The following is a 24,608-nucleotide window of genomic DNA, read 5'->3' on the forward strand; positions in this document are numbered from 1 at the left end:
CCCGACAAAATCCTTAAAGGACGCAGAAAGCAATCCCTATGAAAAATCCCAGAAGGCTTCCGACAAAGGCTTCCATCGGAGAGTGGCCGTTGACTTCCTTGAGTTTTTTGAAATCATCGTAAAGGCCCTTGTCCTTTAGAAGTTCCCCGACCTCATTCAAACAGCGGGCCTGCATTCCGTTAGCCCTTCTCACTCCAACAGCATCACGAATTGTTACAAGGTAAAATACAAGTGAAAGAATGAAGATGTCGGAATCAAAACCGGATCGATATGCAATTGTAGTACAAAGACAAGCCGTTATCGAAGAATGGCTCGAAGGCATACTGCCCGTACGCCAGAAAAGCAGTTCAAAAAGTTCTGAGAGACTGTGGACATTTCCAGAAAAAAGCTTGATTACTGTTTTAATGAACTGCGCGCACAGCCAGCTGAACACACATGCCAAAAAAACGGGGCTGCCCAACAAATTTTGCAGCTGCACACCAGCATTCGATAACATGGAATGTATTTTATCAGTCTGTAATGATTTAGTCTATAATCTAATACCGAATTGAACGCAGCCTTTGAATCCAGAAAAAAAATAAAAAAAATTAATTTTTTTTTACAAAAGGTGTTGACATTTTTTTTGAAGGAGTATATATTTAACACCGTCACACGACAACAAGCCGGTGTAGCTCAGTTGGTAGAGCAGCAGACTGAAAATCTGCCTGTCGTTGGTCCGATTCCAATCGCTGGCACTCATGCGGCAGTCATATAACGGCTCATTATCTCAGCCTTCCAAGCTGATGACGAGGGTTCGACTCCCTTCTGCCGCTTAAAAAATGTATAGTTGTACAGAAGGAAGAAAAGGCTAAGTTCTTACATAATAAAGACTTAGCCTTTTTTCTTTTCAAACGCCTTTTCAGTAGTAAGTAACGCAAATGGTAAGTAAAACGCCCAAAAACGACTAAAACTTACTACACTACTTACCAAAAAGGGGCGTTTTTATGATTGACAGGCTGGATTATTTAAAGCAACTGGTGTCACTTTTAGACCCGAACTATAAAGGAAAAATGCAGAGACCGTTTTGGCTTTTTAAGAAGAAAAATTCCCCGAACTATTACGCCGAATTCACGGAAACAAAAATAAGGATTAGCACAGGCACAAGCGACCGCCAGCGGGCTTTTGAATGGGCAACGGAGATGCTGCAACACCCTGAAAACATTAAGCACACACGAAGCGGAAGAAGCCGAACGATTAGCGATGAATTCCATAATCTTATCAACGCTTACTATAAAGAAAATTCCGAACACTTAAAGCGCGAATTTGCTTTTGGCTTGAAACTTACGGAAAAAGAACGAGTTAAAGCAGATAACTTTATGGCGCGTATTACCGAATTAACGCCCGACATCCACCACTTTAAAGACCTGACACGCGCACGGCTTGAGCAATTACAGATTGACTTGCAAGAAAAAGGCCGTGAAATCGGAAACGGAAAGTTAAGCGGAAAAACGATTGACAATTACTTAACGCACCTACACAGAATTTATTTATACTTATTCAGAGCTGACAAAATCGACAAAGACCCGTTTTATAAAAGAAATCACTTGAAGCACGAAAAACGCGCAAAGAATTGTTTTGAAATCACCGCATTTAAACATAAATTGCCGCTTGGTTTTGACACTTACAACACAACGCAGAATGAAATAATTTATAGTTTATACGGCTTTATACAACTTACGACAGGATTTAGAAATTCTGAAATTGACCGTATCACAAGCAAAGACATAATAAAGACAGACACGGGCTTTTGGCTTTATTGCAACGGCACAAAAACAGAAAACGCAAAAAGGCTTATTCCTATTACAGACTTGACGGCACGGCTTATAAAGGCTTTTGCAACGCTTAAAGAAAACGGCTTTTTGGTTAAGGAAAACGGGGCAAAACTGGACGAAAACGATGACCACAACCGCCGATTGCTTTTATACTGGGGACAGTTTTGCGGAATGACCGACATAAAAGAAATTAAAGAAGAAAACGGAATTACTTTTTACGGTTTTAGAAAAATGTTTAAAACGCACTTGCAAAGCGTATGGGGCAACACGCAGACTATTGAGGCGTTAATGGGCCACACAACAAAAAACACGCAAAGCAATGACCCGTTAGTATCGTATTACGATTACGAAAAAGCAGACCGCAGCCTCGAACACGAAAAAGTTGTAGAAGCAATGGGCTATTTTGAAACGACAGCCCCGAAACAATTACAATTCTTTAACTTTTGGACTTACGGCATAATTGAAAGAGGCTTAGACATAAAAGAAGCGTGGCAGCTTGCAAAAACGGCAATGACCGATAAAACGATTGCCGAGCAGATTAACACCGCCCTACTGGAAGCAAAAGAAAAGGAAAATACGCCGCCGATTACCGAAAAAGAACGGAAAATAAAACGGCTTGACTTGAAAAGAAAAACTTTAAGCAAAACACCCCAAATGTTTGAAAAATTGCCGAATGAGATTATTGATAGAATGATAAAACATAATCGTGATAAAAAATGATTTTACGGGGCTTTTGCAGCCCCTATTTTTTTAGCCCCGAAAATCTATAGAAAATTTTGCGTTTTTGTGCTATAATCATGTGCTATGAAAAACGGCAACTTGCACTCGGCAAAAGAAAACAAAGAAGATGAGTTTTATACTGAACTTACAGAAATTGAAAAAGAACTTGTAAATTATAAAGAACATTTTAAGAATAAAACAATTCTTTGTAATTGCGATGACCCACGGGCCTCTAATTTTTTCAAATACTTTGCACTGAACTTTAATTATTTTGGGCTTAAAAAGTTAATCTCCGTTTGCTATAAAAATCAGGATTTTGATTTATTCAGCCAAAACGATTGCGAAAAAGCCGTTTATGTAGAATACACTGGAAGCAAAAGCGACCACATCCCCACAAATGACGAACTGGAATTAAAAGAACTAAAAGGCGATGGCGATTTTAGAAGCGCGGAATGTATCGAACTTTTAAAACAAGCGGACATAGTTGTTACGAATCCGCCGTTTTCGCTTTTTCGTGAGTATGTCGCGCAACTTATGAAATACGAAAAGAAATTTATAATAATCGGCTCACAAAATGCAATTACCTATAAGGAAATTTTTCCGCTTATTGCAGATAATAAAATGTGGTTAGGTTATAAAACGGGGGACATGGCTTTTAGAGTTCCTGATTATTATGAACCACGCGCAACAAGATTTTGGATTGACGAAAACGGGCAAAAGTGGCGAAGTTTGGGTAACATTTGCTGGTATACGAATTTAGACATAACAAAACGCCACGAAGATTTAATTTTATACGAAACTTACACGCCCGAAAAATACCCGAAGTATGATAATTACGATGCAATCGAAGTATCAAAAGTATCAGAAATTCCAAATGATTATTTAGGTTGGATGGGCGTTCCGATTACTTTTTTGGATAAATACAATCCTGACCAATTTGAAATAAAAGGGTTAAGTCGTTATTTAGACGATTATTCAGGAATGACTCCAGAATTCATAAAAGTTTATTTTGAACAAGGTAACACTGGAAGCATAAAAGCTGGCCACCCCGATTTAAGTTATTATACAAAAGACGGAAAAGCGATTGTGCCTTATAGAAGAATCTTAATCAAAAGGAAAAAGTAAAATGAAAATCAACTATCAGGAAATCACGGTTAAAGAACTTGCAGAAGGTTATCTTGAAGATAAGGAAACTAACGGCGTAGTCGGCTATTCGGGAAAACTTAACATCCGCCCAAAGTATCAGCGTGAATTCGTTTATGACGATAAAAAAAGAAATTTGGTTATAGACAGTATCTTAAAAGATTATCCGCTTAATGTCTTTTACTGGGTTAAGAATTCCGACACGGATTTTGAAGTTTTGGACGGACAGCAACGCTCTATCTCAATCTGCCAGTTTGTGCATAATTATTTTTCAATTACTATCGACACAGATAAAAAAACGCCGTTTTATTTTCACACTTTGCCAGCCGACTTGCAAGAAAAAATCTTGAATTACAAATTAACGGTTTATTGGTGTGAGGGCAATGACAGCGAAAAATTAGCGTGGTTTGACAGAATCAATGTATCGGGCGAGCCGTTAAACGCACAGGAATTGTTAAACGCTACTTATTCGGGGACTTGGCTTACCGATGCAAAAAAGTATTTTTCAAGAAAAGGCGGCGCGGCTTACCAGTTAGGAAAAGACTTTTTAACGGGTTCGGAAATCAGACAGGATTATTTAGCGACCACGCTAAAATGGATTTCGGGCGGAGCTGATAAAGTCGGGCAGTTTATGGCAGACCACCAGCACGACCAAAACGCAAATAAACTTTGGACTTATTTTCAGAATGTCATAAACTGGATTCGCCTGACTTTTCCGAATTACAGAAAAGAAATTATGAAGGGCGTGGAATGGGGCTTTTTATACAATCTTTATAAAGATAAAGAAGTTAATACGGAAAAACTGGAAGAAGAAATTAAACGCCTGATTGACGATGATGATGTCACAAATTTAAAAGGAATTTTCTTTTATCTTTTTGACAATGACGAAAGCCATTTATCAATCAGAAAATTTGACGATAAAACAAAAAGAAAAGTTTTGGAAAGCCAAAACGGAAAATGCAAGAAATGCGGAAAAGCAATCACTTTTGAAGAAGCCGATGCAGACCACATAACGCCGTGGAGCAAGGGCGGACACACCACTATTGAAAATTGCCAAATTCTTTGCAAGTCTTGCAACCGCCGAAAAAGCGACAGTTAAAACACGCCCCGAAAGCAAATGCAAAAAAATATTTTTTTTATAAGGAAACTACGGGCGAAACTAAATAATAAAATCAAAATTCAGGAGATTTTATTATTATGGTTTTTACTGGCGTAGGCAGATTAGACACAAAACAGTTTGGCTGGATTTATTTTGCAAATGAATTCCGCGAGCAGTTTAAGAAGATGCCGACTACTTTAATTTTCAGGGTTGATGACATCCCCTATTTATGCTTTTGCTATGCTAACGGCTGGATTAAAAAAGATTTTGCAGAATACAAAAACGGCAAAATTGAAGTTCGGCGTTATGCATGCGATTACAACAAAATTATAGATTTTATCGGCAAAAAATAATTTTACGGGGCTTTTTTGAAATTGAATTGCTTTTACTAAATTATTGTATCAATCATAAAAACTTGCTTTTGCTTTTTGCTTGCCAGCGCTGGGCATTTAGCAAGTTAAAAAGCGGAGGCAATTTTTATGGATTTTAATTTTTTAGAAGCATTAAACAATTTATCAAATGAAACGGAAAATGAATTCAAAAATCATTTTTACGCCCACTATTCACACGAACTTATAACAAGCAAAATTCAGGAATTATTAAGCGTATCTTTTCCCAAAGATTTAGACCGTTATTTTAAGGGTTATTTTTCAACGGCAAGAAAGATGCAGAAACTTGTTGAAAAACTTTATCATTTTGCCCCGAAAAAAATAAATCAGCCGTTTTACATTTCACAAGATTACTGGGCGCAGAAATTACACATAAAGCAACAGACTTTAAGCGATTACATAAAGCGATTAAAAGTTTTAGGCGTTTTAATCTGCCTTGACGAAAAAAGCACTTTTGAATCAGAATCTACAAAAGAACTGTATGATTATTGTTATGATTTTCAGGGCTATTGTAAGTATTATTTATGTTATAAAGATAGATGTAAGGCATTATTAGATTATTGTAATGGTAAGATTGATAAAGATAGTAAGATTGAATTAGAAATCAATGATAAGCAATGTATCATTAACACCGAAATTCTACCAAAGAAATTTGACTATGAAAAAAAGTATTTTGGCATAAACAGAATTCAGATGTTAAACGCTATGGCAGAATTAAATAAAGAATTGCCTGACTATGAAAAAATGACCCTAAACAACGGAAAAGAATTCAGCCGTATCTACAGCCCGTTTTGCTCGTTGCCGACAGAAAAACATTTTTCAGAAAAAAGACTGGAATTAGAAAAACAGTATCACGACACATTTACACGGGAAATTTATCTTGAATCGTTTAATAAAGAATTTCAATCCTGGGACCGAAAAGCCAGCGTCCCGTTTATTACGCGGCTTGTAAATTACGGCATAATCACGCCAAACGACTATGACTTATACACGGACTTAAACGGCGAAGAATTCAAAAGCAAAGAAGAACGGGAAGCGTTTAAATCGTTTTTTATGCGCTTGTATTTTTGCAAGTCAAAAAAGCAATGTATCTCACAAGCAATTTATAGTTGGAATGAATGGTTTTATGGCGTTCAGACAAAAAAAGGATTTAAACACGCTACGCTTTATAACTGGTTACAAGAAACGGGCGACATAAAGATTGATGACAGGCATAAAAACAATTTAACAAAAGCCCGTGCAATCTTTTTTCTCTGCATAAAGCCGTATTTTGATAAAAATAAAGATTGCACCAAAGAAAAGCAAGCGCAGCTTATAGAAAACTATGTTAATGCAAAATACGACAACATTGAAAAAGTTTTAGGCAAAAGATTAGGAAGTGAAGTTTTTATGTATGAATCGGCGCTTTATCTGCAAGTAAGGATTAAAGCGCACGAAAAAAACATTGACATAAAGCAATGTTATGACGGTTTTTATTTTGATAAGAATGTTAATTTTGATGTTATGCAAGAAATTGAAAGCATAATCAAAAATCAAAATCCTTGAAGCCGTGAAGCCCCGTAAAACGCCGCTTGACAACGGACCGCGCCCACAGTAGTATTTAAATGTAAGAACTTAATCGTAAGTATGGGTAATTTTACTTACCAATTTACTTACTACTGAATTATAATTCTTTATAAAATAAAGAGTTAGGCATAAGCAGTTTGATTCGACTCCCTTCTGCCGCTGAAAAGCTTCTAAGAATTATCTTGGAAGCTTTTTTTTATTTGCTATACTACATTTTTTAGTTTATAATAACTTCGCGAATATATTTATGGAACTGACAAACTCCGTCGAAGGCGACATTGAATTTGCTCTCTACACTGCAATCCGTGATACGATTTCTGCAAATATTGACGCAGAAATTGCAGCGAAGCCTGATGTTCCACTTCCTTTTCCAAAAGAAGAACTTATCGATAAAATCTTGCAGAAAAATTTTGACCAGCTTGAAGAAAGTGTTTACAAAACACTGGGGCCGAACGGAACCATTTACCTTACCGGCACATGGCTTATGCGCCCTCTTTTATATGAGGGAAAAATGATTTCAACTATGGATTATCTGAAAAAATGTGTAGACACATCGAATATCGTCTTTCTACCCCAAAAAGACGGTGCCGAACTGAGAAAAGAAATCTGGTAGGAAATTCAGCAAAGCCGCCTGTTCAGGCACGAAGGACGGCTTTGCTTATTTTTCAATGAAGCCTTTCTTTTCAAGGTACCCAAGAATCATTTCAACAATCATCTCAGGAGTTCTTGTAGCTGTATCGATTTTAAGATCCGCAAATTCATATTCGCTGTTGTCAATCTGATAAAGCTTCATATATCGGGCTGAATCTTCACGATCGCGCATGGCAGTAAAGTCTTTTATCTGCTGCAAATCGCCACCTTCACGATTAAGGATTCTTTTTGCACGAGTGTCATCACTTGCAATAAGATAGACTTTAACATCAGCTTCTTTAAGCATCCAGATGGCAAGACGGCTGCCCAAAACGCATGATTCTTCCTGCGCAAGAGCAACCTGATGCGTGTCGACATAAACATCATAGCTGTCGTCAGTCTTTGCATTTTCAATGACCTGTGCAAGAGTCAGGCCTTTTTCAGCGGCAAGCTGACGGAAAGTATAGTTAATCAATTTTATTCCGAGTTTTTCTGCCAGCATAGTTGAAACAGTAGTATTTCCGCAGCCAGATTTTCCAGAAATCGCAACCCTAAGTTCTTTTTTTAATTTATACATTCATCCTCCAAATGCACGGCATGGAAGCCGTGTAATTCAGCTTTCATTTACTCTACATTTTTGCTTTGTTCCCGGATATTTTCAAGTGCATCCTTGGCATTGATTACCATGGCACCGACTTCCGTGAACTGATTTTTGCTGCCGATTGTGTTTATTTCACGATTGGCTTCCTGACATATAAAGTCAATCCTCTTTCCAGGAATCGGATTATCAGAAAATTCCTTTCGGAGAGCCGCAAGATGACTGTGCAGGCGAATGATTTCTTCATTGATAGTGTATTTTACCATCATTGCGGCAACTTCGGTCATTATACGGTTTTCGTCAACGCTGTCACCAAGAAGCTCCTTAAAGCGTGACGAAATCTGTTCCTTGAATTTCTGCTCCATTTTGGGCTGCCACTGCTTAAAGAAAGAGGCGCACTCATCAAGGAGATCAAGTTTTGAAAGCAAGTCTTTTTTTAGATTTTCGCCCTCTCGTTTACGGTCACAAATAAACTGCTCGAAGACTTCGGTAAAAATGCCTTCGATTTTCTTCCAATATGACTCTGCATCATATTCATGAGTTATGTTCAGGACACCTTCCTGAGAAACAATAAGGCTCAAAGGGATGTCCTCTGCTTTTTTACCAAGCGAAACTGCAATTTGGGATATTGCATCAGCGTACATCTTTGCCGCCTGAGAATCCACAGAAACTTTTGCATTTGAATTCAAATCTTTTACACGGATAGTTACATCAACTTTTCCACGGACAATTTTATCGGAAACGATTTTTCTGACTTTCTGCTCAAGAGAATTCAAGTAGTATGGAAGATTTATGTTCAAATCAAGAAAACGGTTGTTAACTGACTTAATCTCTACACTGATTTGACTGTCTTCAACAATGGCTTCTTTAAAGCCGTAACCTGTCATGCTGTTCATCAGCTAAATATAGCATGAAAAAGAAAGTTTTTCAATTTTAAAACAAATCACAGATTCGCCCGAAAGTCCATGCCGAAACCTCATAGACCGCATTTTCTGAATAAAAGGCAAAGGAATTTTCCTGACCGTCAATTTGCGAAGGAATAACGCTCTTTGTGTAAAAATATGACTCCTGCTCCTCCTCGCCCATTCCATTTTTAACTTCATAGAAATCAAGGCGGGAAATCCTTCCGTTACCAGAATAAACGCTTAAAACGGAGATTTTTTTTGCAGAAGAAGGAATCATGTCCACGATTTTTCCATGACGCAGTTCGAGCAGATAAGCAGATTTTTTTTGAAAGTCCCCGGATTTTTCATCAATTTTTTTTGTTTCAGGCAGTTTTTCGTTCTCGGAAAGAATTTCAAAGCCTATTTGAACAGGATTTTCGGCTTCAGCAAAGATTTTTCCTTCAGCCCAATAGTCTAACTCCGTATTCAGATACTGATGGAAATCATTTTCGCACTCATAAACCACATTCGACTTATGTGAACGAAGATAAATTCTGTTTTTAAGCGCATCCTCTGCCCCAAAATATATCTTTGAGACAGGTTCCTCTCCAGAAGCATAAAACGAAACCACAATAGAAGAACTTTCATCAGTCAAAAATTTTTCCGCATCTGAAGATTTTTGTGAGAGCCTGTAAAATTTTCTGATTTTGACGGCATTTTCAAGCAACGATGAAATGAGTTTAGAATTCGCAAGACAAGTGATTTTTGAATCCATGTCAGAAAGAAGATAAAAATCTCCGTGCCGCGTCATTTCAAGCAGTTCGTCAGTTGAATCAGCATTTTTCCTTGAAATTACGATTTTTCGGACCTCATTACGGTATTTTTGATTTAGGACAGCTGATTCCTCTGCTTTCTGAGAATTTGCCCTTTCAGGTGAAAAAACAAGGGAAAGCGCAAAAAGAATAATCGAGACGGGAAGTATTTTTAAAAGAATGCAATCAATTTTTTTCATATTATTCGCCCCAGCCCATTGCAATCAAATGATTTCTGGATTTACGCCATAAAATAACAAACACAAACATTGATAAAATCAAAAGAGGCAGGAAAACAAAATTAATAGCAAGACTTATCTTTTTCGCCTTTTCAAATTCTTCTTCACCAGTGATTTTATGCAGGGCGGTGACAGGAGCAGATTTTTCCATCAAAGAGGCAAGTTCCTCTTCTCCACGAAGGATAAAAAGCTCTTTCGTAAGATAGTCGTAATTTCTGAAATCCCCGCTGGATTCGCCTGAAATAAAGCCTGTCATAAGGGATGAAACGAAAAACTGATCAGAAACGAGCGAGATGTTTTTATCCCTTGCGGCAACAACAAATTGAGAAGTTCTTGAATCAGAAGCCGAAGCCGTTTTAGGCAAGAGAAAAGGATTTGTCAGAAATAAATCGTCTGGAGAATCTTTAGCAGGCAGCTGACACCATGCAAGATTCGTCGTAAACAAAAGCGGCTCAACTTCACCATAAGGCACAATCGGACTTGCCCAGAAGAGCGTAAGCCCCTGCTTCGCATTTTTCTGGCTCAGGATAAGCAGCCAAAGCGGATAATTAACCGTGGCATATTCCGCATTTGAGCCTGAGCCGCTTTCCATCATGATAGGATGGCACGAAATATCCTCAACAAGAGAATTTTCAAATGCAAAGCCCCGGCCGTTTAAGAAGGAAATCAAACTGTCATTCTCATTTTTCGTAACTTTCCATTCATCTTCAATCATCGTATGAAAAGGACTTGTGGCAACAAAAAGCTTGGTTCCGCCCTCAACAGCCCTTTGAATCAGCATTGACTGTTCCATGCTCAAATTTTTTGTTCCAAAGAGAACTAGCTCATCATCAGCGCGAAGATTCCTCAGAACCTCGGTCGAATTGAAATCATTCAGAGACTCTACCGAAAATCCGCGTGAAGAAAGCCAAGGTTCAACATACATATAGCTTTCAGAAAGATTTCTGCCATTTCCGCAAAGAAGATAAACCTTCCGTTCCTTTTGGGTAAGAAATTGCTGCATCCGCACAGTCAAATCATATTCAAGTGTTGAAGTCGAAAGAACAAACGGAATTATAGAAGATTTTTCGAGATATTGTAAAAGCACCGCAGAATACACGGTGACAAATTCGGTCTTTGTACCGTTCTCATTTTTGATTTGCTGCCCCTGACTGCCCAGAGCCTTGAGTTTTTCAGGATCAGCAGTCTCAACTGTAAGGGAAATATTTTTACCAGCCTGAGCATACGCCGAAAGGAATTCAAGTACATCATCCGTCTGCGGATACAAATTTTTAAGTTCCTTAGAGCGGAAATAAGTAATCCGTAAATCACCGTCCAGTTCAGAAATCAGAGTCCGGCTCGTCTTTGAAAGCGAAAATTGCCTGCCAGCTGAAATATCCAGCCTGAAATAAAGATTCTTAACAGAAATGGAGGTAAAAATCAGAATCAGAGTGATAAGAAAAGTCGTGAACCGTGAAGAGCGTTTATCAAGCCGCCTGAATTCAAAATGAACCGAAAGCAAAATCAAAATGAAAGAAAGTATTATGTAATAGAAGAAATTGCGTGAATCGAGAATGCCTTTTCCAAAAGAATCAAAATGCCATGCAAAAGAAAGTTTTCGGCACAAAAACGAAAGGACTTCCCCCGTCTTAAAATACAGCGGAAGAAGATGAAGAAAATTGACAAGAGCAAGAATTACGCTAGACAGTAAAAGCGGAAAAACAGCCGAAAATGCAAAAATCTCATAAAGCAGGTTCGTCATGCAGATTGAACAGAATCCGTAGAAAAAGATTCCGATAAACCCCGAAAAACACTGCCCGAAATCCACAGAACCGAAAACATTCACGCAGAGAGGTATTGAAAGAAGCAGCAATACAGGAAGCATAAAAGCCGAAAAAGCCGCAAGATTCAAGGCCAGAAACCTTTTAAAAGACGAAACAGGCAGAGAGTCATCAAGAAGAAGTGAGCGAAGACGCAGAGAAAGAAGAGGCAGAACGAGAATGCTGACATAGGGAATCGCATTAAAAAATGGCCGCAAATCGCTTGAACCTAAGCCACTGACAAAAAATTTTCGTGCGAAGAAAAACCGGAAGGCAGTGAAAAAAATGGTAAGCAAAGCTGAAGCATAAAAAAGAGGATCTATCAGATAAGAAAAGACAGCAGCCCGGTAAAGTGCAAAAGTTCTCTTCATTATAATGCCCCTTTGTCCGAAGTGATTTTGAAAAATGCTTCTTCAAGATTTTTACAGCAAAAACTCGAGGCAATATCTTCTTTTGTACCAGAAGCAGCAAGTCGCCCGTTATGGATTATATAAACAAAATCGCACAGAGATTCAACTTCCTGCATAAGATGCGTTGACAGAATAATTGTATGGTCGTTTTTGAGCGATTTTATAAGATTCCGCATATTGATAATCTGCGCCGGATCAAGCCCCGAAGCCGGTTCATCCAGTACAAGAACGGAAGGTTCATAGATAAGAGCCTGTGCAAAATTGACCCTCTCCCTCTGCCCTTTTGAAAGCGTACGGATTTTTTTTGGCAAAAGTTCCTCAAGAGACAGATTTTTTAGAGAAGGTATTTTTTTGATTCCGTGAAGCTGCGCGCACATAAGCAGATATTCTGATACAGTAAACTCTTCTGGAAACTGCGGAACTTCGGCGACAAAACCAGTTAAATTACGCACTTTTTCAGGATTTTCAGAGACATTCACGCCATCGACTAAGATTTCACCGCTAGTGGCAAAATGACGGCCACAAATTGCCTTTAAGACCGTTGTTTTTCCGGCCCCGTTTAGGCCAAGGATTCCAGTAATCTCACCTTTTCTGCAAGTCATTGAAAAATCCTTGACCGCAACCCCTGAAGCGTGAGAAGAATATTTTTTTGAGAAAGATTTTATTTCAATCATTTTTGAAAGTCTGACAGAAAGATAAAAAAAGAGCCAGATGAACTGCCTCTGCTCACCGCTTAAAGGCAGCTCACTTGACTCTTGCACAGAATATAACGATGTTTCTGATCTAAGTCAACAGACTGAAAATTTCGTTAATTTTACGATTTGATGTTCAACTGACATTTTACTGAAATGCCATGAACATGGATGATGTGAAAATGATTGAGAATGCGCAGAAGAAAACCGACATTAAGGTTAAAAACTTAAATTTAATGCTATTCATAGACATATCCTCCCTGTCATTTAATTAACGAGGATTATAACCCGCAAAAGTTCAAAAACAAGGAAAAGTTGATTTTTTTCAAAAAAAAATGTATTTTTTCATCTTAAAAGGGTTTAGAAAAATGACTTTCACACACTTTACGGCAGGCATAGACGACTCCGACAGGCGATTGGACAGAGTTCTGCGCAAATTTCTTAGCGAAGAAAGCCTGTCATCTCTATATAAATCCCTGCGAAAAGGCCTAATAAAAGTCAACGGCAAAAAGTGCGAAGGAAATTTCAGAATCAGCAATGGCGACGACATTCAGATTGCTGATTTTTTGCTGACTGAAAAAGCAAATGAAAAATCCTCTGATAACAAAAATTCTTCTCCGATTTTAAAAAGAGCAAAAATCGATTTGGAGAAAATCACGGTTTTTAAAAACGAAAGCCTTTTAATCCTCAATAAACCATACGACATCCCGGTTCAGCCTTCATCCTCGCAAGGCAGACTTTTCCTTTCAGAAATCGTGCAGGAAGAATACGAAAACACTCATAAAAAATCATCGCTTTCTTTCCGTACGGGGCCGTTGCACCGTCTTGACCGAAAAACCACAGGATTGATTGCATTTTCTCAGAATCTTGAAGGGGCAAAATGGTTCAGTGAAGCAATAAAAACCCACACAATTCAAAAAGAATATCTTGCGCTTCTGGAAGGTAAATTTGAAGCAGAAACTGTCTGGGAAGACATGATTCAGAAATTGGAAAGTGGACAACAAAAATTTGAAAATGAAAGATTTCATACCGTTTCGGTGAATTCTGAAGACGGAAAGTTTGCTCATACGGAAGTTTTTCCTGTTTCTCATGCTGTTTTTAATGGAAATGAAGTTACGCTTGCACGAGTTTTAATTACAACCGGACGCACGCATCAAATTCGCTCACAGTGTGCTTACCACGGCTTTCCTCTTTTGGGCGACACGGCATATGGCGGAACTAAGATTGATTCGAAGAAATTCGCTCAGGATTTTTTTCTTCATGCCTTTGAACTTCATTTTCCCGCTGACAATCCTTTGGGTCTCCCGGAAAAATTAAATGCCCCAATCAGTAAAGCAGCAGAAGATTTTTTTTCTTCAATAAATCTCGTTTTTTAGAAAAAAATTCAACAATTTTCAAATTTAATTGAAAATCCTTATTCACCGCCTTATAATTAATAGTGAAGTTTCCGACTACCTCGAAAACTGAACCTTCGGGAAAGACGGCATTCTATGAATTTTGAAACAATAAAAGAAATCCTCGGCCTAGAAAAAAAAGGAACCACGGTTTTTGCTTTCTATGGACCGAGCGGCACAGGTAAAAGTTTCAGGGCAAAGCTGGTTGCACAGCAGTATGGAATCAAGGTCATCATAGATGACGGCCTTCTTATTCAGGATGATGAAATTCTTGCAGGCAAATCTGCAAAACTTGAAAAAAACTACATGGGAGCCGTACGCACTGCTCTTTTTGACGATAAGGAGCATCGAGATTCAGTCGCTCATGCCATTCAGAAAAACAGAATAAAAAAAATCCTGATTCTTGGCACATCAGAAAAAATGGTGAATAAAATCGCCGTCCGTCTTCAGCTTCCGCTCCCGGAAAAATATATCAAAATCGAAGAAATCTCTACGCCGGAGCAAATGGAAGAAGCACGCCGAAGCCGTCAAATCGAAGGAAAGCATGTAATCCCGGTTCGCGCGTATGAAGTCAAAAATCAGTCCTACTCAAAGATTTTCTACGACTCAATCCGCGTTTCCACAGCCAAAAACAAGGTTCTGAACGGGATTCTTTCAAAAATCCTCGGAAAACAGCCGAATGCGGCACCATCACAAAATACAAAGCTTTTCGAAAAATCGCTGGTCCGTCCGGCATTTTCTCAGCTGGAGCGCAAAGATGTCTCACATGCAGTGCTCGCACAGATGACAATGGGCTTTATCGGGGAATTTAATTCTGAAGTCCGTATAAAAAAACTCACGGTCAAAAATGAAAAGTCTGGTTACACTTTCATTATGACCGTGGATGTACCGTTGGGCAAAGAACTTACCCAAATCAGTGAAGAATTAAAAGATTTCGTAATCAACATGATAGAAAAAAAGTTGAACTTACGAATCGAAGATGTCTATATCGTAATCGACAAATTACTAAAATCGGCTTAGTGGCTCAAAGCGACTTTATTCCAAAGAGTGCTCATCATGCTGTCTTCACTCTGGATTGTCTTCTGACTTGCCTCATAAGCACGGTTTACTTCAATCATTTTGACCATTTCATTTACGACATTAACATTGCTGGTCTCCATGTATCCCTGAAGCATTTTAGGTCTTTCCATGCCTTCTGCGATATATGCTTCTCCAGAAACATTGTTTGAGTTCCAGAGAGAGTTGCCCATCTTTTTAAGATATCTCTCATCGTCAAAACGCACGATTTTGATTCGGTCGATTACTTCATTGTCTTTTGTCGTAATAACGCCGTCTTCGTTTACGATGAATTTGTCGTCCTCAACACGAATCACGCCATTTTCACCCAAAAGCGGATAACCATCTTTTGTAAGCAGAATTCCCTCTTTTCCGAGAATAAAATTTCCGTTTCGTGTATATCGTTCGCCAGATGGTGTTTCCACAGCAAAAAATCCCTCTCCGGCAAGAGCAAGGTCAGTGTTCGTATTTGTTCCGCGGAAAGACCCCTGTTCAAATACGGTGAAGTTCTCATTGGTCTCAACGCCAAGTCCAACTTTTCCGATGATTGGAGCTACATCAGCAGAACCGAAAGGAGTTTTGTAAACGCCGTCAGCCTGGCTTCTTCTCAAAAGAAGTTCTGGGAAAGATTTTGTAGCAGTCTCATCCCGCTTGAATCCAGCTGTATCAACATTTGCAAGGTTGTTTGAAATAGTGTCCAGTCTGTTTTGCTGTGCGTTCATTCCACTGGAACCGATATACCAACCACGAATCATATAAAACTCCTCTTAAAACGAATTTCACTTTTTCTATATGTAAAGTATCGGAATTTCAAAAAAGAATTTTAGAATTTGTTTTTTGAAAGTTTATCGCCTAAAATGAATCTATGCCAAACAGGATTCTAATAAGTTAAGGGATTCGTTCATTAAGTTTATTAGACATCTACAAATGAAATCAAAAGAGGATTTTTCACTTTGGATTCGCTGTCAGTTAATTTGTTACTTAGTTGTGTCTGCCTGAGTTTCTGTATGCTCACGCTGATTATCGCCCTCAAAATGGTAAGAACCACAAAATCGCATCTGGATTTTGATGACCTCACAGGTCTTTTCAATCTTGAAAAATTCAAAATAGAGGCAAAAAAGCTGCTTTCAAACGCAAAGCCAGATGAATATTCCTTTATCTGCATCGACATAAATAAATTCCAGTACCTCACGGATTCTCTTGGCAGGGAGACAGCAAATTCTGTGCTCCGGGTTCTTGGCGAACATTTCAAGAAAGTTGTTCCGGAAGAAGCAATTCTATGCCGCCGCTACTCCGACAATTTCGTCATACTGCTTCACGAAACATTTGGACCAATTATAGAGGATTATGTCCTCAGCATGATAAGCGTAGTTTCTCAACTGGGAAGTCTTCTTCCCCTTCATTATACGCTTGAATTCAGCACGGGCGTCTATTCAATATCAAATCCTCATGAAGACATTGAACTTATGATAAACAAAGCAAATACCGCCAGAACGGCCGGAAAATACAGCCCCAATCCTTCAAGAATCAGTTTTTACAATGAACAGATGAACTTGAGCAGCGAACATGAAAAAGAAATAATCTTTGATATGAACAGGGCATTCGAGGCAAACGAATTCATTCCTTATTATCAGCCGAAATTCAATTTCGCAGACGGTAAGGTCATAGGAGCAGAAGCGCTTGTGCGCTGGAAGCACTACAGAAAAGGCCTGCTTGAACCGAATTATTTCGTACCACTTTTTGAACGCAACGGATTCATATCAAAAGTTGACATTAAAATTTTCGAATCAGTGTGCCGCTTTCTCGACCGCTGGAACAAATCTGGCCCAGAAGGAACCTGCCCCAAACCACTCACAATTTCATGCAACCTTTCACGATATCAGCTTTACAATCCGACATTTGCTCAGGAATACTCAAAAATTGCCTCTAAATATCAGATTGCACCATCTAAAATCGAGCTTGAACTGACAGAAAGCCTCATGATGGACAATAAAAAGCGTCTATTAAAGGCAATGAATGAAATCAAAAAAGCAGGATTTGACATTTCGGTAGATGATTTTGGTTCAGGATTCTCTTCCTTGAGTCTCCTCAAAGACATACCGGCAAATGTAATCAAATTGGACAAGGAATTTTTTGCGAACACAGCTCCTTCAAACTCAGATGAACATAAAGACACCAAAAAAGACAATATAATTGTAAATTCAGTAATTGATATGGCAAAAAAACTGTCAATGACAACGGTTGCTGAAGGTGTTGAAGAAGAATCTCAGGCAAGGCAGCTCAAGGAAATGGGCTGCGACATTGCCCAAGGGTATTTTTATGCAAAGCCTATGTGTGAAGAAGATTTTGAAAAACTCCTCCACAACTCGTTATGCAAATAAATAGAGGTGTTCGAAAAACAGAAGTTTCTGAACACCTCTAATGAATAAAGTTTTAGTGAAGCAATGAGTAATTCTTGATTGAATTGCTCAGATTTTAAGCCAAAATTTTCTGTGCAGCTTCATCCACAGTGATTTCGGAGAACTGCTCGCGTGTCTGAAGATTTTTCAGCGTAACGACATTTTTCTCAGCTTCGTTTGAGCCGATTAAAATTCCCCACTTGATTTTTTTTGCATCGGTGACAGCATACTGCTGATTCATCTTTTTGGCCTCAGGGAAAGTCTCGACTTTTACGCCTTTAGAGCGGAGTTCAGCGGCAACTTTCTGATAAAGGACAACAAGATTTTTATCCATGCAGAAAATTTCAGCATCAAGATAACTGCCTTTGCTTTCAAGCTTGCCCAATTGCTCAAGTCCCGCAATCAAACGGTCAAGACCGATTGACGCACCGACTCCAGGAAGTTTTGTTTTTGTGTAAAGTCCAGCAAGATTGTCGTATCGACCACCAGAACAAACAGAGCCTATTGAAGGAAGTTCATTAAGGAAAGTTTCATAGACCACACCAGTGTAATAATCAAGACCGCGTGTAATAGAAGGATCAAGAACATAGGTTGACTCAATCCCTGCAGCCTTCATCATTTCGTGAATTTCTTTCATTCGTTTTGAGTCTTCACTTTCACCACCAGCCATATCCTCAATCATCTTGAGAGTGCTTTCAAAATCTCCTGCACCCGCAATATATTTAAGAATTTCCGCTGATTTTTCCTGAGAACCAGTGTATTCAACAAGCTCCTTTTTGACCTCTTCCTCACCTACTTTTGCAAGCTTATCAACAGAGCGCAAAATATCCTCGCTCTTAGCAGAAACTCCCAGTTTTGCAAGGAATCGGTTGAAAATTCCACGATGATTCACATGGATTGTAATGTCAGTGACTCCTATTTCTGCAAGTGCGGCACGCATAATTGAGAGAATCTCAAAATCGCTTGCAGCAGAATCACTTCCAACAGTATCAATATCACATTGTACGAATTCTCGATAACGACCAGCCTGAGGCTTTTCACCGCGCCAGACCTTTGCAATATGATATCTTTTGAACGGGAAATACAGCTCACTTTCATGCTCTGCCGTAAAACGTGCAAAAGGAACAGTAAGGTCGAAGCGAAGGGCTACATCACGCTTACCATTATCAAGAAATCTGAAAACCTGCTTTTCTGTCTCACCATTTGACTTTCTGAGCAAAATTTCTGAATATTCAAGCACAGGCGTGTCAATCGGAACAAAACCGAAAGAACGGTAAACGCGGGTAATTTTTTCTTGTAAATCCGCGCGGACAATTTCCGCAGACGGTAAAATATCTCTGAATCCTTTAAGGACTCTCGGTTGAATCAAATCTGCCATATTACGATTATAATCTCTATAAAATTAAACTACATCTTCAGTCGAAGGCTCAATGCACCACTCCAAAGGTTTGTATCACCTCCAACATGACGCAAATCAGCACATGCACTTGCTGTAACCTGAATCAGCATAAAGTTAAAGCCAAGACCACCATAAATCTGAGGCTGGAATCCGGCATATCCGTCTGAAGCATTTGTGCCAGAAGTCTTCACATTCAGTGCAGAAATTACTGTTGATACAGTATCATTATGAACCTTCCAGTTCCAGTCATTGCTATAATTTGATATGATTCCGCGCAATCCCAAGAATGGAGTAAATCCAATTCTTACTACAGGAATGTTCAATGCCTTTGAAATCTGAACCTGTCCATACAAAGTCTGAACATCATAGTCGACATTCACCTCTGCTGATTTGTCGCTCGCACCAAAAGACCCCTTGTTCATTGAATATCCGACGCCAACAGAAACTCCCGGTGTAATAAGACCGTCTTCAATAAGAGCATATCGTGCATCAACTGCAAAAGTGAAGAATTCAGCAGTAAAATCAGCATCCATAGTGTTGAGAGAGCTGACATCAAGCGTCATGAACGAAAGACCAAGGTCGAAAGGAAGGAAAACGCCACCAACACGAACATCAGCGTTCAATACTGGGAAATACATATCAGACTTCACGCCGTCAATGCCGAGGGCATCAGCAGCATCAGCGATTCCACTTGTGTTAAGATGTGTAAATCCTGCATTGAAACCTACTGCAAAATGAGGTGGAACTGCCGGAAAAACTTTACCGATGAAAGCATCGGCATACACATTCTGCTCGACAGCTGCCTGCGGAACAGCGAAACCAAGTTCCCCTGCAAAATCATCAAGACCATCGTTGATTTTACCAATATATGGCACATCAAATTTATCTGCATCAGGCAAAGCAAATGTAAAAGCAGATGCTCCCGCAAAAAGCAGGACAGAAATTGTCAATTTTTTCAAAATTTTCATAGATTACTCCTATTTTGTTTTTACAAACACTTAAATTATAACAATTTTAATCAAGTTTTCAATCATTTTTCGCCAAAAGCTGTTCAAGAATCAATTTCCCGACTTTCCAGTTATCACCTGCCCCCATCGTGACAAATACATATCCGTCAGAATAATCAGAACCGCTCGGCTCGGAAAGGAATTTCAAGGCAAGTTCAGCGGCCTCGTCAAATTCTTTTGCATAGGAAACATCTTTGTGATATTTCCTTGCTTTTTCAGCCAGAATTTCACCTGTAACCTTCGCCGCACTCGCATCTTCCCGCGCACTTCCGTAAATCTTGTTGATAATCACTTTATCAGCTGATTCAAATGACGAAGCAAATTCTTCCAGCAAAGCCTGTGTCCGGGTATAAGTATGACTCATAAAATCAACTATTATTTTATGATTTTTGTAAAACTCCCTGAAACCTGCAAGTGTAGTCTTGATTGCAGTAGGATGATGACCATAATCATCGATAAATATTACATCCTGCCCAAGAGAAGTTTTTGCGCGCCCAACAATCTCACTTCGTCGCTTTCCGCCCGCAAAATTCTTCAGTCCACGCTTTAAATCTTCTATATAATTGTTTGGATTTTTACCAGAAGTTTTTAAAAGCTCACATGAAAGGGCAAGGGCTGCCGCTGCATTACGAACATTGTGGTCACCGGGAACACAGATTGAAAAATCACCGTATCCCGAAAGAGAAAAATAGTGAAGGCCATTTTCAACTCGGCCAAAAGTAAGCCTGTAATCCCCGGATGCCTTTTCACCATAAGCAATCGCATCAATATCAGGGCGCTTTTCTTTTGCAAGTTCAACAGCCTCACAAGCACCTTTGTCATCCGAACAATAAATGACCTGCCCTCCGGAAGGCAATTTGCAGATATAATCAACAAAAGCAGAGCGAATATCTTCATAAGTCGGATAATAATCCTGATGATCACTTTCAACACTGGTCAGAATAATCTTTTTAGGCTCGAAAGCCATGAAATGACGCTGATACTCGCAAGTTTCAGCAACAAAATAGTCATGACCTTTTGTCATAGTACAAGAATCACCAAAAGACTTAATGATTGAACCGGCAAGAACCTGAGAAGCAAGCGGAAGTTCCTTTAACAAAGTGCCGCACAAACCGGTTGTCGTTGTTTTTCCGTGCACGCCGCAGACTCCGCATGAATAAGAAGCATGACTTATAGCTCCCAGTGCCTCAGAATAAAGCATCATCGGCAAACCGCGTTTTTTTGCTTCGATAAGGTCAGGATTCTTTTCTGCAGAATATGCGCTCGAATAAATCACAAACTGCACAGAATCCGTGATATTTTCACCTGAAAAAGTTAGAGCGGAAATTCCAAGTTTTTCAAGAATTTCATCCGTGTAAAAACGCTCTTCAACATCACTTCCAGTAATCACGGCTCCGCGAGCAGACAAGATTTCAACAAGGGCAACCATTCCTGTTCCCTTGATTCCGACAAAATGAAAATGAACGCCCGAAAAATCAGACGGAAGATTGACTTGATTCATAACACCCTCATAAGAAATTACTACAGATTAACATAAATTCGCAGGGATTAAAATACTTTTTCGATTTTAAAGCACGATTTACAAAAGAGATACAGGATCAACATCATACTCGATATAAACTTCGCCAGGAGCCTTGAAATTATCACGGAAAGTTGAAGCCATATACTGAAGAAGAGACACCGATGGTCCGCGTAAAATTATCTGCTGTCTGTAATTTGCTGCGATTTTTGAGAGAGGACATTCCGCCGGTCCCAGAATTTCGGTCTGCCGGGCAATTTCCTGAAATTTTGACGGAGAAAGCTGTGCCGCCCGCAAAATCTTATGCAAAATTGAAGCCGCCCCTTCTGCTCCAGAAACGGCCTGCTTTTCAGAAGGGGCACGGAACACAAGACGAATAAGTCGTGCGAACGGCGGAAAATTAAGCATTTTTCGAAGATTGATTTCAGATTCGTAAAATTCATTGATTTTTCCAGCCACAGCATAAGCAATTGGCTCTGAATCAGGACAATAAGTTTGAACAAAAACCTTTCCATCAGGAAAAAATCTTCCGGCCCGGCCCGCGACCTGCGTTATAAGGGAAAAAGTGCGCTCAGCAGCACGAAAATCTGGGAGATGAAGACCTGTATCAGCAAGAACCACGCCAACCAGCTTTAAGTTCGGAAAGTTCAAGCCCTTGGCAACCATCTGAGTTCCAAGCATGATGTCATATTCGCCTTTTTTGAAAGCCTCAAGTTTTTCTGTGAGTTCACCTTTATGTGTCAAAGAATCAGTATCAACCCGGACAAGTCTTGCATTCGGAAATTTTGCCTTGACCTCATTTTCAATAAATTCAGTTCCAAATCCAGAATAACCGACATCAAGTGAACCACATTCAGGACAGCTTTGTGGAGGAGAAACAGAATAGCCGCAATAATGGCAGCGAAGACGCTTTTCAGCCTTATGGAAAGTAAGCGAAACTGAGCAGTTTTTGCACTTCAATTCAAATCCACATGAATTGCACCTGAAAAAATGCGTAAACCCGCGCCTATTCAAAAAAAGAATAACCTGCCGTTTTTCAGAAAGAGTTTCTTCTATTTCTTTTTGCAAAACTGGCGAAATTGAACCGAAATCAGAAGATAAAAGCGAAAGATTTACGCATTTGATTTTCGGCATTGCCCCACCGGCAAGACGCTGTGTAAGCAGATGTTTTTCAATGCCGCCCTCGCTCATCATATTCCAGGCTTCTACACTCGGAGTCGCACTTCCCATTAAAAGCGGAATTTTAAGCCGTCTGCACCTGAACATAGCAACTTGCCGTGCATGGTAACGAGGTGCATTTCCGCTCTTATATGAGCCATCATGTTCCTCATCGATTATAATCATTCCCAAATCTGGAACAGGCGCAAAAACTGCACTTCTTGCTCCAATTACAATACGAGCATCTTTATTAAGAATTCGCCGCCATTCGCTCAATTTTTGACTTGGTGTAAGGCCTGAATGTAAGACAGCCGCAGTATTCCCGAATCGCGAAACAACCGCCTCAATTACCTGCCTAGTCAGACCTATTTCTGGCACAAGATAAATAACCCCTTTTCCCTGAGAAAGAAGCCGCTCGCAAACCTGCATAAAAACTTCGGTCTTGCCGGTACCAGTAGCACCATAAAGATAATGAAGATTGGAACGAGACAATTCGGATTGCAGCGGATTTTCTACCACCTCACTTTTAATTTCTAATATTTCTTCTACAGCCTTTTTCTGTTCATCACTCAAATTGCGTGCTTTAACTTCAGGAGATTCTTCCAAAAAAGAAAAACCTCCGGCATCGCTTTCCCGCTTTCCACTCGGAAGCATTGCAGAAACAGCCTCACCCAATGAGCAAAGGTAATAACTGGAAACCCATTCAGCCGTTTTCAGCAATTCGGCGTTAAAAAGAGGTTCATCATCAAGAATCCGAAGTATTGGACGAATTTTGCTTTCATCAACAGGACAGTCTTCTGGCAATTTTTCACTTTCTGAAATCACAAAACCTGTCATGCGTCGATTTCCGAATTTTAAATCAGCACGAAAGCCTACACGAGATTTTGATTCAGGATTATCGCAGTCATAATAGGTAAAAGACTGATTGAGAGGAATATTTAATACAATTTGAAGGAATTTCTTTTGCATTACTTTTCGTAATCAGGAGAAATATTATTCAACAATCCCCTAAAGACCTTTAAATCTTCCCATGCAACACGCTTATTTTCAGGAGCTCGAAGCAAGGCACTCGGATGATATGTCGTCAACACAGGAATTCCGTTATAGTTAAGAATCTGTCCATGAAGTTTCATTACACCGTCATTTGAATGCAAAAGATTTTTTACAGCAACACTTCCGGCACATAAAATAGCCTTTGGCTTCAATGCCGCAATTTGAGCGTCAAGAAAAGGACGACAAGCATCAGCTTCTTCAGGAAGAGGATTCCTATTTGCAGGCGGACGACATTTAACAATATTTGCTATATAACAATTCTTATCCCGCGAAAGACCGATTGCAGCAAGCATTTTATCCAAAAGCTGACCAGCAGGCCCAACGAAAGGTTTTCCCTGTTTATCCTCTTCTTCACCAGGACCTTCACCAATCACAAGCACAAGAGGATTTTCTACTCCCATTCCAGGAACAACATTATGCCTGTTTGAGCAAAGCTGACATCGCTTACACTCAAAGATTTTTTTATTTATATTTGAGATTGTTGAATTTTCATGAGTTTTATTAGTGTTTTCTGCTTCAGTTTTTGCAAAATTCATATTGCAAAAATTAACATCTGTATTATTGTCAAAAACATCATCTTCAAAATCAGGTGTCTGTTCAGGAAAATCGGGAGAAGAATAACCACAAAGTGAATCTGCAGCATTTTTCAACAGGCAGAAAATTTTTTTCTTGTCATCTTTTGTCATTTCGAATGATTATATAGTGAAAAAAAATAAAAATAAAGAGATTAAAACATAAACAATACATCAAGAATGGAAAAAGAAAACGGAAAAGAAATTTAAAAAGAAAAAAGCCGGCGGCTTCCGCGCCCGAAGCACAGCCCCGGGCGAG

21 protein-coding genes and 2 tRNA genes are annotated in these 24,608 nt (G+C 39.3%); 11 read left to right on the forward strand and 12 right to left on the reverse strand.

Annotated elements, in window-relative coordinates; all coding sequences use genetic code 11:
- Positions 1-13 precede the first annotated feature (13 nt).
- Complete coding sequence (locus tag Q0Q74_RS08580) at positions 14-442, reverse strand: divergent PAP2 family protein (RefSeq protein ID WP_367268340.1); 429 nt, start codon at positions 440-442, stop codon at positions 14-16.
- Positions 443-661: 219 nt separating this feature from the next.
- On the opposite strand from Q0Q74_RS08580, the gene Q0Q74_RS08585 reads away from it, so the two are divergent.
- The 8 genes from Q0Q74_RS08585 (at position 662) to Q0Q74_RS08620 (ending at position 7,341) form a co-directional block, all read left to right on the forward strand.
- Positions 662-734 (forward strand) — tRNA-Phe (locus Q0Q74_RS08585).
- A gap of 5 nt (positions 735-739) precedes the next feature.
- A tRNA-Gly gene (locus tag Q0Q74_RS08590) sits at positions 740-812 on the forward strand.
- Positions 813-983: 171 nt separating this feature from the next.
- Positions 984-2,531: a tyrosine-type recombinase/integrase gene (locus tag Q0Q74_RS08595; RefSeq protein WP_294429972.1), complete on the forward strand. Its 1,548-nt coding sequence runs from the start codon at positions 984-986 to the stop codon at positions 2,529-2,531.
- Between the two features lie 84 nt (positions 2,532-2,615).
- Complete coding sequence (locus Q0Q74_RS08600; RefSeq protein WP_294429973.1) at positions 2,616-3,656, forward strand: adenine-specific methyltransferase EcoRI family protein; 1,041 nt, start codon at positions 2,616-2,618, stop codon at positions 3,654-3,656.
- Position 3,657: 1 nt separating this feature from the next.
- On the forward strand, positions 3,658-4,773 hold the full coding sequence (locus tag Q0Q74_RS08605; protein WP_294429974.1) for a DUF262 domain-containing protein: 1,116 nt from the start codon (positions 3,658-3,660) through the stop codon (positions 4,771-4,773).
- 98 nt (positions 4,774-4,871) lie between these two features.
- Entirely contained in the window at positions 4,872-5,126 is a 255-nt protein-coding gene (locus Q0Q74_RS08610; protein ID WP_294429975.1) for a hypothetical protein, read from the forward strand.
- A 126-nt stretch (positions 5,127-5,252) separates the two neighbouring features.
- Positions 5,253-6,707 carry a hypothetical protein gene (locus tag Q0Q74_RS08615; protein ID WP_294429976.1) on the forward strand — a complete coding sequence of 485 codons (1,455 nt, stop codon included), beginning with the start codon at positions 5,253-5,255 and terminating at the stop codon, positions 6,705-6,707.
- A gap of 268 nt (positions 6,708-6,975) precedes the next feature.
- A complete protein-coding gene (locus Q0Q74_RS08620) occupies positions 6,976-7,341 on the forward strand; it encodes a hypothetical protein (protein ID WP_294429977.1) in 366 nt (121 codons plus the stop codon).
- Between the two features lie 45 nt (positions 7,342-7,386).
- On the opposite strand, the gene cmk is transcribed toward Q0Q74_RS08620, so the two are convergent.
- The 5 genes from cmk to Q0Q74_RS08645 are packed head-to-tail and all read right to left on the reverse strand — an operon-like array spanning position 7,387 to position 12,774.
- Positions 7,387-7,935 carry a (d)CMP kinase gene (gene cmk, locus Q0Q74_RS08625; protein ID WP_294429978.1) on the reverse strand — a complete coding sequence of 183 codons (549 nt, stop codon included), beginning with the start codon at positions 7,933-7,935 and terminating at the stop codon, positions 7,387-7,389.
- Between the two features lie 47 nt (positions 7,936-7,982).
- Positions 7,983-8,852: a YicC/YloC family endoribonuclease gene (locus tag Q0Q74_RS08630; protein WP_294429980.1), complete on the reverse strand. Its 870-nt coding sequence runs from the start codon at positions 8,850-8,852 to the stop codon at positions 7,983-7,985.
- Positions 8,853-8,889: 37 nt separating this feature from the next.
- Entirely contained in the window at positions 8,890-9,852 is a 963-nt protein-coding gene (locus Q0Q74_RS08635; RefSeq protein WP_294429981.1) for a DUF4340 domain-containing protein, read from the reverse strand.
- 1 nt (position 9,853) lies between these two features.
- Positions 9,854-12,061, reverse strand: coding sequence for a GldG family protein (locus tag Q0Q74_RS08640; protein WP_294429982.1), 2,208 nt, complete (start codon positions 12,059-12,061; stop codon positions 9,854-9,856).
- Positions 12,061-12,774: an ABC transporter ATP-binding protein gene (locus Q0Q74_RS08645; protein WP_294429983.1), complete on the reverse strand. Its 714-nt coding sequence runs from the start codon at positions 12,772-12,774 to the stop codon at positions 12,061-12,063. The genes Q0Q74_RS08640 and Q0Q74_RS08645 overlap by 1 nt, the downstream gene beginning before the upstream one ends.
- A 386-nt stretch (positions 12,775-13,160) precedes the next feature.
- Here Q0Q74_RS08645 and Q0Q74_RS08650 point away from each other — a divergent pair, with 386 nt between their 5' ends.
- Both Q0Q74_RS08650 and Q0Q74_RS08655 read left to right on the forward strand, forming a co-directional pair.
- Positions 13,161-14,168 carry an RluA family pseudouridine synthase gene (locus tag Q0Q74_RS08650; RefSeq protein ID WP_294429984.1) on the forward strand — a complete coding sequence of 336 codons (1,008 nt, stop codon included), beginning with the start codon at positions 13,161-13,163 and terminating at the stop codon, positions 14,166-14,168.
- Positions 14,169-14,282: 114 nt separating this feature from the next.
- Complete coding sequence (locus Q0Q74_RS08655) at positions 14,283-15,206, forward strand: hypothetical protein (RefSeq protein WP_294429985.1); 924 nt, start codon at positions 14,283-14,285, stop codon at positions 15,204-15,206.
- Here Q0Q74_RS08655 and flgF read toward each other — a convergent pair.
- Positions 15,203-15,997, reverse strand: coding sequence for a flagellar basal-body rod protein FlgF (flgF, locus tag Q0Q74_RS08660; protein ID WP_294429988.1), 795 nt, complete (start codon positions 15,995-15,997; stop codon positions 15,203-15,205). The genes Q0Q74_RS08655 and flgF overlap by 4 nt on opposite strands.
- A gap of 252 nt (positions 15,998-16,249) precedes the next feature.
- On the opposite strand from flgF, the gene Q0Q74_RS08665 reads away from it, so the two are divergent.
- Positions 16,250-17,623 (forward strand): bifunctional diguanylate cyclase/phosphodiesterase, encoded by a 1,374-nt coding sequence (locus tag Q0Q74_RS08665; RefSeq protein WP_294429989.1) that lies wholly within the window; start codon positions 16,250-16,252, stop codon positions 17,621-17,623.
- Positions 17,624-17,717: 94 nt separating this feature from the next.
- Here the strand turns inward: Q0Q74_RS08665 and hisS are convergent, their stop codons facing one another.
- The 5 genes from hisS to Q0Q74_RS08690 form a co-directional block, all read right to left on the reverse strand.
- Entirely contained in the window at positions 17,718-19,019 is a 1,302-nt protein-coding gene (gene hisS / locus Q0Q74_RS08670) for a histidine--tRNA ligase (RefSeq protein ID WP_294429990.1), read from the reverse strand.
- A 29-nt stretch (positions 19,020-19,048) separates the two neighbouring features.
- Positions 19,049-20,008, reverse strand: coding sequence for a hypothetical protein (locus Q0Q74_RS08675; protein ID WP_294429991.1), 960 nt, complete (start codon positions 20,006-20,008; stop codon positions 19,049-19,051).
- A gap of 58 nt (positions 20,009-20,066) precedes the next feature.
- On the reverse strand, positions 20,067-21,548 hold the full coding sequence (gene murC, locus Q0Q74_RS08680; RefSeq protein WP_294429992.1) for a UDP-N-acetylmuramate--L-alanine ligase: 1,482 nt from the start codon (positions 21,546-21,548) through the stop codon (positions 20,067-20,069).
- Between the two features lie 78 nt (positions 21,549-21,626).
- Positions 21,627-23,693, reverse strand: coding sequence for a primosomal protein N' (gene priA / locus Q0Q74_RS08685; RefSeq protein WP_294429993.1), 2,067 nt, complete (start codon positions 23,691-23,693; stop codon positions 21,627-21,629).
- The gene (locus tag Q0Q74_RS08690; RefSeq protein WP_294429995.1) at positions 23,693-24,463 is read right to left on the reverse strand and encodes a uracil-DNA glycosylase; all 771 of its coding nucleotides are present in this window, start codon (positions 24,461-24,463) and stop codon (positions 23,693-23,695) included. The genes priA and Q0Q74_RS08690 overlap by 1 nt, the downstream gene beginning before the upstream one ends.
- Between the last annotated feature and the right edge of the window lie 145 nt (positions 24,464-24,608).

Source organism: uncultured Treponema sp. (genome assembly GCF_946187725.1).
GTDB lineage: Bacteria > Spirochaetota > Spirochaetia > Treponematales > Treponemataceae > Treponema_D.